The sequence below is a fragment of the Actinomycetospora sp. genome (assembly GCF_055612215.1).
Map to the genome: position 1 here is coordinate 1 of NZ_JBVPVA010000157.1, position 10,048 is coordinate 10,048.

Sequence of the window (10,048 nt, forward strand, 5' to 3'; positions counted from 1 at the left end):
GGAGAGGGGGACCCAGCGGTGCCGGGGTCGGGAGTGCAGTGGTGGTCGGGACGGGGTCTCGCCCTCGTCGGCGCTCCCGGGGTCTGACAGCCCGCTCGCACCGCCGCAAGGGCCAGGGTGAGCAGGAACGCTGAGGGGGTCGACGGAGTGGCCCTTGCCCCGGCACGATCGACCTGTCCGAGGCGACCCCGCGCCGCCGAGGGAGAGACCCCGAGCACGAGCCGTGCGGCGAGAGCCGTGTAGCGTGTAGCAGCCGCCTCGGGTTCGCGGCCATCTGCTGGTGTTCGTCCAGGACAGCGCTCCGAGTCAGGCCGAGAGGAACGACTCCTCTAGACGAGTCGCGTGGCCCTTGTAAGCGAAAGGTCCGGGGTTCGATTCCCCGCGCCGGCTCGGGATCGGACCGCGTCTCCGGCCGTCCGCGACCTCGGATCGGGCCCGGACAGCGGAGCCGGGGCGAGGTCGGATCCGGCTAGCGTGGCTCACGACGCCAGGCGATGCGGCCGGCCGTGGAGCGCAGGTCGTGCGAGGGAGCAGCCATGACCAGTGCGCAATCGGACGACGACGCCACCGGCCGGTACTACGTGATCTTCGACGTCGACATCCACGACGTCGCGAGGTACCGCACCTACATGGAACGGGTGAGGCCGGCGTTGGAGGACGCGGGCGGTCGGTACCTGGTGCGCGGTGGTGACTTCACGGTCTACGAGGGGGACTGGACCCCGTCGCGGCTGGTCCTCCTGGAGTTCCCGTCCCAGGAGGCGTGGGAGTCCTTTTACGGCGGACCGGCCTACGCGGAGATGAAGTCGGTCCGGGAGGAGGTCAGCACCGGGCGGATGGTCGGCGTCGAAGGGCTCGCGCCCGGGCGGTGAGTCACCCCAACCGGGCGGCCCGCGCCAGGAGGTGGCGCCGCTCGGGTTCGCTGGTGGTGCGTCGGGCCGCCTCGCGGTACCCCGCGCGCGCCGCGTCGCGGTCGCCGGCCATCTCCAGCAGGTGGGCCCGCACGGACACGAGGTGGTGGGAGGCGGCGAGGCGCTCGTCGCCCGCCAGGTCGTCGAGCAGGGCCAACCCGGCCGACGGCCCGCGCACCTCGGCCACCGCGACCGCCCGGTTGAGCGTCACCGTCGGGTTCGGCGCCACGCGCTCCAGGACCGTGTACAGGGCGAGGATCTGGGGCCAGTCGGTGACGTCGGCGGTGGGTGCCTCGTCGTGGACGGCGGCGATGGCGGCCTGGAGCTGGTAGGGGCCGACCGGGCCCCTCGCCAGGGCGTCGGTCACCAGAGCCACGCCCTCGGCGACGGCGTCGGTGTCCCACAGCGACCGGTCCTGCTCGCTCAGCGGCACCAGGGACCCGTCGGGAGCTGTACGGGCCGGGCGGCGGGCGTCGGTCAGCAGCAGCAGGGCCAGCAGGCCGGCCACCTCGCCGTCGTCGGGGACCAGCCGGTGGAGCTCGCGGGCGAGCCGCAGTGCCTCGTCGGTCAGTCCGGCCCGCACCAGCTGCGTCCCCGACGTGGCCGTGTAGCCCTCGTTGAACACGAGGTAGACGACGTGGAGCACGACGCCGAGCCGCTGCGCCGTCTCGGCGGGCGGGGGCAGCTCGAAGGCGGCCCCCGCCGCCGTGATGCGCAGCTTCGCCCGGCTGATCCGCTGCGCCATCGTCGCCTCGGGCACGAGGAAGGCCCGGGCGATCTCGGCGGTCGACAGGCCGCCGACGGCCCGCAGGGTCAGCGCGACCTGCGACGACGGCGTCAGCGCCGGGTGGCAGCACAGGAACAGCAACCTGAGGGTGTCGTCGCCGGTGGGACCGCCCACGGGCGGAGGCGGAGTCCGGGCGGCATCGGCCTCCTCCCGTCGGCGGCGGGCGGCGTCGCTGCGCAGCTGGTCGGCGAGGCGACGCGACGCCACCGTCACCAACCACGCCCGGGGATCCTCCGGCCACCCCTGCGCCGGCCACTGGGCCGCGGCCGCCGCCAGCGCCTCCGCGACGGCGTCCTCGCAGGCGTCGAAGTGGCCGTAACGGCGCACCAGCGCCCCGAGCACCTCCGGGACGAGGGCGCGGACGGCCTGCCAATCGGTCACGGTCCGACGTCGGCCTCGTGCATGATCGGCCGGACCTCGACCCCCCAGTGGCGCGCCGACGGGTTGCGAGCCGCGATCTCGAGGGCCCGGTCCGGGCCGTCGCAGTCGACGATCCAGACGCTGCCCAGGTACTCCTTCGCCTCGGCGTACGGGCCGTCGGTGACCGCCGGGGTCCCGCCGCTGACCCGGACCATCTTGGAGTTCACCTGGTCGGCCATGCCGTAGGCGCCGATCAGCTCACCCGACTCGAACAGCTCCTGGTTGAAGGCGTCGGTCTCGCGGATGATCTCGGCGAGGGCTTCGGCGCCGACCGCGCTGAACGCCTCCTCGTTGCCGTAGATCAGCAGCATGTACTTCACGGTCCGCTCCTCTCACTGCTCCGGCCGGGCGGACCCGACCAGCTCGCCGCTCGCGCCCCGATCGTCCAGCACCAGCCTCGAGCGCCCGCTCACGGTGTAGCGGACATGGGTGACGTCGGGCCCCGCGACGACCCGGGTCGCGACCAGCTCGATCCCGTCCTCGGCGCCGAGCCCGAGGCCGGGGTCGAACAGGCGCTGGCCTTCGCCCAGCAGCACCGGGGCGATGTGCACCTCCAGCTGGTCGAGCAGCCCGGCCCGCAGCACCTGGCGCAGGACCTCCCCGCCACCGGCCACCGCCACGTCCTTGCTGCCCGCGGCCTCCCGGGCCAGCTCGACGGCCCGCTCGGGCCCCTCGGTGACGAAGGTGAAGGAGGTGCCGCCCTGGCGCTCCAGCACCGCCCGGGGACGGTGGGTCACGACGAACACCGGCGCCCGGAAGGGCGGCTCGTCGCCCCACGGGACCTCGCCGGCGTCGAACATGCGCCGGCCCATGACGTAGGCACCGGCCGAGGAGAACGTCTCCTCCAGGATCTCCGAGTTGATCGACGCCTCGCCGCCGGCGGCGCCCACCCGCTCGCGCCAGGCCATCGCGTCGACCACCCAGCGGGTGACCCGGAAGAAGCCGGGCGCCTCGGGGCCCTGCATCCAGCTGCTCATGTCCGTCGGGTTCCGCGGATCCCTCGGCCCGGTGTAGAAGCCGTCGAGGGACGCCGACATCTGGGCGGTCACCTGCGTCATCGTCCGTGCTCCTTCTCGGAACGGGGCGGCCCCGCGGCCGCCGGTGCCCCTCAGTCGGAGCGGACGGGCCGTCCTCGACGTCCGCCGGCGAGGAATCCGCGGAGAAATCCCGGATCGACGGCCGGCCCGGGTGTGCGACCGTGACCGGCGTGAGCCGGCTCTCCGTGGTGGCGGTCGCGGTCGATGCGCGCGACCCCGAGGCCCTGGCCTCGTTCTGGGCGGCGGCGCTCGACGCCGAGATCGTCGAGCGCTGGCGCGACGCGCACGGGACGCCCTACGTCGAGGTCGCCCTCGTCGGGGAGACCGTGCTGCTGTTCCAGGCCGTCCCCGCCCCGACCGAGGGCAAGAACCGGGTCCACCTCGACCTCCGGGCGCCCGCCGGGAGCGACCAGCGCACGGAGTGCGACCGGCTGGTCGCCCTCGGGGCCTCGCTGCTCGACGAGGCCCCGGACCACCCGTGGATCGTCCTGGCCGACCCGGAGGGCAACGAGTTCTGCCTCCTGCCCGCCGAGTGACCCGTGTCAGCCGTCGTAGTCGACGGCCACGGCCTCGCTCGTCGGGCGGGCCTGGCAGGTCAGGATGCGCCCGTCGGCCACCTCGGCGTCGGTGAGCGCGTGGCGCACGGCCATGTGGACGGTGCCCGAGCGCAGCGTCGCGACGCACGTGCCGCACGCCCCGCCCGCGCACGAGTACGGCGCGTCCAGGTCGGCGCGCAGGGCGGCGTCGAGTACCGCCTCGTCGGGCCCACAGTCGATCACGGCCGAGGCACCGTCCAGCGTCACGCTCACCGAGGCCGCCGTCGTCCCCTCGACGGGGCCGGCGGCCGACGCCGTCGCGAACACCTCCCGGTGCACCCGCTCGCCCGGCACGCCCGCCGCCTCGAGCCCGGCCACGAGCGAATCGCCCAGTGACTCCGGTCCGCAGAGGAACCAGCCGTCGACGTCGTCGGGTCGCGGTACGTGCGCCAGCACGCGCTCCACGGAGAGCCGACCCGCCTCGACGGTCTCCCAGCGGACGGCGTCGTCGGCCCGCCCGTCCGACGCGACGGCCCCGCGCGAGAGCACGTGCACCAGTCGCAGCCGGCCCTCGGCCCGCGCGACCAGCATCGACAGCTCGTCGGCGAACATCGTCGACGCCGCGTCGCGGTTGCCCAGCAGCAGCGTCACGCGCGTCGCCGGCTCGGCCTCGAGCACGCTCGCGACGATCGAGAGGACCGGCGTGACGCCGCTGCCCGCCGCCACCGCGACCACCCGCCGTCCCGAGGCCAGGCCCACCGGCGGCTCCGGGGTGAAGCGTCCCGCGGGCGCCGCGACCTCGAGGGTGTCCCCGGCGGCCAGCTCCGAGCCGACCCAGGTGGAGAAGCGGCCGCCGTCGACCGTGCGGATCCCGATCCGCAGCACCCCGGACCCGGCCGCCGAGCAGACCGAGTAGCTGCGTCGCACCTCCTCGCGGCCCGCGCCGTCGGCCGGGTCCAGCCAGGCCCGGACGGTCACGTGCTGGCCGGGACGGTGCGCGAAGGTCGCGGCGAGCTCGTCGGGGACGTCGAAGGTCACCGCGACGGCGTCGGCCGTCAGCCGCCGGACCTCGGCCGCGCGCAGCCGGTGGAAGCCGGGGCGCACCTCGCCCGCCGGCAGCGCCATGCCGTCGGTGAGGCCGCGCCACGCGCGGTACTCGGCCGGGGTCAGCTCCGTGCCCCAGGCCGTGGCGATCGGGACGTCGCGGGCGAGGTAGTCGTCGCGGGTGTTCTCCCAGGCCCGCACGTAGCGGTAGAACGGGATCGTCGGGTGGATGTGATGGACCAGGTGGTAGTTCTGGTAGAGCATCACCGGCGTCATCAGCCACTCGCGGCCCACGCGCACGCGGGTCGCGCGGAAGCGGTCGGTGCGCGCGGTGACGCCGAGGTCGTGGTGGGGCAGCCAGTCGAACCACCAGGCCAGCACGCCGATCCCGATCCGCTGCGGCAGCAGGTAGACCACGACGAGCGCGAGACCGTGGCCCGTCGCGACGAGTGCGGCCGCCACCCCGACGACGACGGCGAGGGTCGCCAGTTCCCCGGCCACCTCGCCGCGCGGACGGACGCGCATCCGCGGCCCGTAGAAGCGGAAGTACCAGCCGTCGATCGCGAGCCACCGCAGCGGGCGCTGCCAGGTCGGGCCGCCCTCGACCCACGCGTCGGGGTCGGTCAGCACGTCGGCGTTGGTGTGCCGGTGGTGCTCGATGTGGATGTAGCGCACCAGCGGGAACGTCGCCCACGCCACGACGAACGGGATCGACACCCGCCCGAGGACCTCGTTGACCCCCCGCAGGCGCCCGGCCGCGTGGTGGGTGGCCTCGTGCAGCACGGTGAACATGCTGAACGTGACCAGCGCGTGGACCGGCACGGTCACGACGAGCCACCAGCGGCTCACCGAACCGTCGAGCGCGGCCAGCGCGAGCACCGTCGCGGCGACCCACGCCGCCAGCGAGCCGGCCCACAGCGCCACCGTCGGCCACGCGACGGCGGGCAGCGGGATGCCGGGGTCCGGGACGCCGCGACGGACCGCCGCGGCCTCGTCCTCGGACAGCACGCGGCGCGGTGGGGCGGCGGAGGGCTCGGTGGCGGTCACGGGTCCTCCCGCGGTCGTCGTCGACGGATACCCGAGAGTAGGCAGCGGACGTCCTCTGGAACAAGGACTGGTTTCTGTCTCAGTACGCCGGGCCCGTCCCTGCGTAGATCACCGGGACGCGGGGCACCCGCCGCCATGTCGGTCATGGAGAACGGCGACGTGCGCATCCAGTACGAACAGATGGGCGAGGGCTTCCCCGTCCTGGCCTTCGCGCCCGGCGGCATGCGCTCGACGATCGAGGCGTGGTCGCTCGCGCCGTGGGACGTGCCCGGCGCGCTCGCCGCCGACCACCGCGTCGTGCTGATGGACCAGCGCAACGCGGGGGAGTCGTTCGCGCCCGTGCACGCCTCCGACGGCTGGGACTCCTACACCGCCGACCACCTCGCGCTGCTCGACCACCTCGGGATCGAGCGCTGCCACCTCGTCGGGATGTGCATCGGCGGCCCCTTCGTCGCGAACCTGCTCGCACGCGCCCCCGAGCGGGTGGCCGCCGCGGTGTGCCTGCAGCCGATCGGGCAGGAGGACAACCGCGACGCCTTCCTCGGCCGCTTCGACGAGTTCGCCGCCGAGGAGGCCAAGAACCACCCGGAGGCGTCGGAGGCCGACTGGCACGGGCTGCGCGAGAACCTCTACGGCTCCGACAACACCCTCTGGAGCGTCCCCGACACGGCCGTCGCCGGGTTCGACGCGCCGATCCTCGTCTTCGCCGGCGGCGACGAGCCCCACCCGGCGTCCGCGTCGGCGATGCTCGCCGACGTGGCGCCGCACGCAACGCTGGTCGAGCGCTGGAAGGCCCCGGAGTACAACGACGCGGCGCGGGAGAGCATCGCGAGCTTCCTCTCGGTGCACACGCCGCTCGGCTGATCGCGCCGCCCGCTCGTCGAACGGGCCTCACCGCCCGGGGTGAATCCCGGGTTCATCCACGCTCGGTCTCCATAAAGTCACTCGACGTGACCATCATCGCCGACGCGACCCGCATCCGGATGGTCGCGCGCACCGCCATCGTCGAGCTGGACGCGCTCGTCGACGACGGCCTCTTCGGTCCGGCCGTCGACGTCCTGATCGACCACGCGGAGGCGCTGGCCGCGGCCCCGTTCAGCCGGGCGACGCGGGACCCGCTCGGGCACCTGTGCGGGCTGCGCGCGGTCCTCGAGGGCACCGCGGGCCGGACGGCGCAGGGGCTCGTCGCGACGCTGGACGACCTCATCGCGCGCTCGGTCGCCGTCTAGCTCACAGGACCTGGGGTCGCGCGGGGACTCGCGGCACACTCACCGCCATGACGACCGTGGACCCGTCCTTCGACGTCCTGCTGGCCCGCGCGAACCGCGGGGAGGTGGGCACGGACGAGGCCCTGGCGCTCTTCGACACGCTGCCCGCCGTCCGGCCCGAGGAGATGCTCGGCGAGTGGCGGGGCGAGGAGTTCCCGACCGGCCACCCGATGGACGGCCTGCTCGCGGCGACGGGGTGGGCGGGCAAGCGCTTCGACGACGCCGACCGCGTCCACCCGCTGCTCTTCTGGGACGCGACGCGCACGAGCACCTTCGCCGTCGACCCGAGCCGGGTGCCGATGAGCCTCCCGACCCCCGCGGCGCTGCGTCGCCCCTGGCTGCACCGGGTGATCACCACGGCCCGCCCGCTGCTCGCGACCTCCCGCTACACGGCCCGGCTGCGCGCGACGGAGTACCGCGGGGTCTCGACCGCGACGATGATCTACGACGCCCGCCCGATCAACGACGTGTTCCGCCGCGTCTCGGAGACGCGGCTGCTCGGTCTCATGGACCACCGGGGCGATCCGGCGCCGTACTTCTTCGTGCTGTTCCGGCCGTGATCAGGCCGCGGACCAGATCGCGGCGAGCCGGACGGCCCAGCGCGTCGCCGAGTACGGCTCCGCGTCCCGGCGGGCGCGTCGGCCGAGCGCGCGGCGGCGCTCGTCGTCGGCGAGCAGGTCGTCGAGTGCCCGCGCGAGGGCCGCGGGGTCCCCGACGGGGACCACGACGCCGTTGACGCCGTCGTGCACGAGCTCGGGCAGGGCGCCGACCGGGGTGACCAGCGGCACGACCCCGAACGCCATCGCCTCCAGCACCGCCATCGGCAGGCCCTCGGCCGCGCTGGGCAGCACGAGCAGCTCGGCGCGGCGGAGCAGGGCGTCGCGCTCGGCGTGGTCGAGCCACGGCACGACCTCCACGACGTCGCCGACCCCCGCCGCGGCGACGGCGGCGCGGACCTCGTCGATCTCCCCGTCGCCGGCGGCGACCACGCGGAGCCGACGGCGGGTGACGGGCGCGAGCCGGGTGCAGGCCTCGACGAGGTCGTAGACGCCCTTGCGGACCCCGAACCGGCCGAGGAAGAGCGCGAGCACCTCGCCGTCGTGGGCGGTCCTCGGGAGCACCTCCGGCCACTCGACGGGGTTCGGGAGCGTGACGACGCGGTCGTCGGGCACGCCGAGACGGGTGCGGTACGCCCCGCGGAGGGTCTCCGAGAGCACGACGAGCCGGTGCGGGCGCAGCAGGGCGCGGACGACGCCGCGCGCGGGCCGGGACAGTCCGTCGAACCAGTCGAGGAACTGCGAGCCGTGCAGGTGCATCACGACCGGCACCCCCCGGGAGCGGGCGAGCAGGCCCAGCAGTCCCTTGCGCAGCACCGACCCCCGTTGCGAGACGTGCATGTGCGCGACGGTCGGGCGTCCGACGACGAGGCGGCGCGCGGCGCCCAGCGTGCCGGCGGCCGTCGTCCACAGCCGCGTCGCGAGCGACCCGTCGCGGTGGGTGGTGACGACCTCGAGGTCGGCCAGCGCCGAGGCGTGCGCCTCCAGCGCGTGCTGGACGCTCCCGATGCCGCCGCGGGCGTCGGCCCGGGGGCCCACGACGAGCACCGTCGGCCGCGGCTCGGGAGCCGCCGGCGGTGGCTGCTCCGGACGGGCGGACGAGGTGGGAGCTCGTGGGGCTCGGATGTCTGTCATCCGTGACCTTCCTGGTGCGCTCGAGTGATCCCTCCTCGTGTTCTGCCCACTCGACCGCTGCGGAGTGTCATCGAGGTGACGTCCGTGTGCGGATCCGGTGTCGGTCGCCGGCCGTCGGCCCCGCGGCGTCCGGCGGATGGCGCAGTGCCCTGCGATGACCCATGATCGGTGGACGTGACGACCATCCTCGAAACCGGTGTCCCCGCCGGCGGGGTCGGCACGGACCAGGCCAGCCACGACCGACCCCGTGCCACTCCCGCCATCGACCTCCTCGAGGGCCGGCGCTCCCTGCGCCGCCTGCCGGGTGACGGGCCGGAGCGGTGTCACGGGGACTACACGGCCGTCACGGTGACGCCGGTCGGGGTCACGCTCGGGGCCGAGATCACCGGCGTCGACCTGTCGGCCCCGCTGCCGGCGGAGGTCCGCCGTGAGATCCACCGCGCGCTGCTGGAGTGGAAGGTCCTCTTCTTCCCCGGCCAGCACCTCGACAGCGCGGCACAGCGGGCGTTCGGCCGGCTCTGGGGCGAGCTCGAGACCAACCCGCTGCTCGAGGCGGGTGACGACCCGAGCGTGGTCCGCTTCGCCAAGGGCGGCGCCGGACGCCAGACCTACGAGAACATCTGGCACGTCGACACGTCGTTCCGGCCCGCCCCGGCGATGGGCGCGATCCTGCGCATGGTCACGACGCCGCCGTTCGGCGGGGACACCCTGTGGGCGGACATGGGGGCCGCCTACGACAACCTCTCCGACGCGGTGCGGGCCCGGATCGACGACGCGGTCGCGGTGCACGACATGGTGCCCGGGTTCGCGCGGTTCCTGGACGCGGGGAAGCTCGCCGAGCTGGCGGACGTGTTCCCGCCGGTCACCCACCCCGTCGTGCGGATCCACCCGGAGACCGGGCGGCGCACGCTCTTCGTCAACGCGTCCTTCACGACGCGGATCGTCGGGATGGAGCCCGCGGAGTCCGACGCGCTCCTTCGCCACCTCTTCGCCCAGGCGCACACCCCGGAGTTCCAGGTCCGGTACCGCTGGGCCGAGGGCACCGTGGCGTTCTGGGACAACCGGGCGACCCAGCACTACGCGGTCGGGGACTACGGGTCGCACGTCCGCGTGGCCGAGCGGGTGGCGATCGCGGGGGACGCGCCGTTCTGAGTCCGGCTCGAACAGGACGAACGGCCCGGTGGTCACCGAAGAAGGTGACCAGCGGGCCGTTCGTTCCGTAGCGGGTGCCGCCGGTCAGCCCCGGCAGCGCTGCCAGAGGCGCTCCGAGGGGCCACCGACCATGCCGACCTCGGACAGGAACGCGAGCA

General features: G+C 74.5%; 11 protein-coding genes and 1 tRNA gene. 7 read left to right on the forward strand and 5 right to left on the reverse strand.

Annotated features, from left to right (window positions below; all coding sequences use genetic code 11):
• Positions 1–276: 276 nt before the first annotated feature.
• Positions 277–390 (forward strand) — tRNA-OTHER (locus AC0CYZ_RS04425).
• Between the two features lie 146 nt (positions 391–536).
• Entirely contained in the window at positions 537–869 is a 333-nt protein-coding gene (locus AC0CYZ_RS04430; RefSeq protein WP_472212725.1) for a DUF1330 domain-containing protein, read from the forward strand.
• Position 870: 1 nt separating this feature from the next.
• Here AC0CYZ_RS04430 and AC0CYZ_RS04435 read toward each other — a convergent pair whose 3' ends face one another.
• Genes AC0CYZ_RS04435 through AC0CYZ_RS04445 form a run of 3 tightly spaced genes read right to left on the reverse strand, consistent with a single transcriptional unit; the run spans position 871 to position 3,173 of the window.
• Positions 871–2,076 (reverse strand): RNA polymerase sigma factor, encoded by a 1,206-nt coding sequence (locus AC0CYZ_RS04435; RefSeq protein WP_472212727.1) that lies wholly within the window; start codon positions 2,074–2,076, stop codon positions 871–873.
• The gene (locus tag AC0CYZ_RS04440) at positions 2,073–2,426 is read right to left on the reverse strand and encodes a YciI family protein (RefSeq protein ID WP_472212738.1); all 354 of its coding nucleotides are present in this window, start codon (positions 2,424–2,426) and stop codon (positions 2,073–2,075) included. The genes AC0CYZ_RS04435 and AC0CYZ_RS04440 overlap by 4 nt, the downstream gene beginning before the upstream one ends.
• A gap of 21 nt (positions 2,427–2,447) precedes the next feature.
• Positions 2,448–3,173, reverse strand: coding sequence for a dihydrofolate reductase family protein (locus AC0CYZ_RS04445; RefSeq protein ID WP_472212729.1), 726 nt, complete (start codon positions 3,171–3,173; stop codon positions 2,448–2,450).
• A 149-nt stretch (positions 3,174–3,322) separates the two neighbouring features.
• On the opposite strand from AC0CYZ_RS04445, the gene AC0CYZ_RS04450 reads away from it, so the two are divergent.
• Entirely contained in the window at positions 3,323–3,688 is a 366-nt protein-coding gene (locus AC0CYZ_RS04450) for a VOC family protein (RefSeq protein WP_472212731.1), read from the forward strand.
• Between the two features lie 6 nt (positions 3,689–3,694).
• Here the strand turns inward: AC0CYZ_RS04450 and AC0CYZ_RS04455 are convergent, their stop codons facing one another.
• The gene (locus AC0CYZ_RS04455; protein ID WP_472212733.1) at positions 3,695–5,779 is read right to left on the reverse strand and encodes a fatty acid desaturase; all 2,085 of its coding nucleotides are present in this window, start codon (positions 5,777–5,779) and stop codon (positions 3,695–3,697) included.
• 144 nt (positions 5,780–5,923) lie between these two features.
• Between AC0CYZ_RS04455 and AC0CYZ_RS04460 the strand changes: the two genes are divergently transcribed.
• The 3 genes from AC0CYZ_RS04460 to AC0CYZ_RS04470 all read left to right on the forward strand — a co-directional run bounded on the left by AC0CYZ_RS04460 (position 5,924) and on the right by AC0CYZ_RS04470 (position 7,607).
• Entirely contained in the window at positions 5,924–6,643 is a 720-nt protein-coding gene (locus AC0CYZ_RS04460) for an alpha/beta fold hydrolase (protein ID WP_472212734.1), read from the forward strand.
• Between the two features lie 86 nt (positions 6,644–6,729).
• Positions 6,730–7,008 (forward strand): hypothetical protein, encoded by a 279-nt coding sequence (locus AC0CYZ_RS04465; RefSeq protein ID WP_472212735.1) that lies wholly within the window; start codon positions 6,730–6,732, stop codon positions 7,006–7,008.
• 47 nt (positions 7,009–7,055) lie between these two features.
• Entirely contained in the window at positions 7,056–7,607 is a 552-nt protein-coding gene (locus tag AC0CYZ_RS04470) for a DUF4334 domain-containing protein (protein ID WP_472212736.1), read from the forward strand.
• Here the strand turns inward: AC0CYZ_RS04470 and AC0CYZ_RS04475 are convergent, their stop codons facing one another.
• Positions 7,608–8,642, reverse strand: a complete 1,035-nt coding sequence (locus tag AC0CYZ_RS04475; RefSeq protein ID WP_472212737.1) for a glycosyltransferase family 4 protein — start codon at positions 8,640–8,642, stop codon at positions 7,608–7,610.
• Between the two features lie 279 nt (positions 8,643–8,921).
• Between AC0CYZ_RS04475 and AC0CYZ_RS04480 the strand changes: the two genes are divergently transcribed.
• Positions 8,922–9,890: a TauD/TfdA dioxygenase family protein gene (locus AC0CYZ_RS04480; protein WP_472212740.1), complete on the forward strand. Its 969-nt coding sequence runs from the start codon at positions 8,922–8,924 to the stop codon at positions 9,888–9,890.
• Positions 9,891–10,048: the final 158 nt, after the last annotated feature.

Coding starts and splice junctions, on each gene's coding strand:
- AC0CYZ_RS04445 (WP_472212729.1), bottom strand. CDS start 3,173: ATGACGCAGGTGACCGCCCAGATGTCGGCGTCCCTCGACGGCTTCTAC.
- AC0CYZ_RS04460 (WP_472212734.1), top strand. CDS start 5,924: ATGGAGAACGGCGACGTGCGCATCCAGTACGAACAGATGGGCGAGGGC.
- AC0CYZ_RS04470 (WP_472212736.1), top strand. CDS start 7,056: ATGACGACCGTGGACCCGTCCTTCGACGTCCTGCTGGCCCGCGCGAAC.
- AC0CYZ_RS04430 (WP_472212725.1), top strand. CDS start 537: ATGACCAGTGCGCAATCGGACGACGACGCCACCGGCCGGTACTACGTG.
- AC0CYZ_RS04440 (WP_472212738.1), bottom strand. CDS start 2,426: ATGCTGCTGATCTACGGCAACGAGGAGGCGTTCAGCGCGGTCGGCGCC.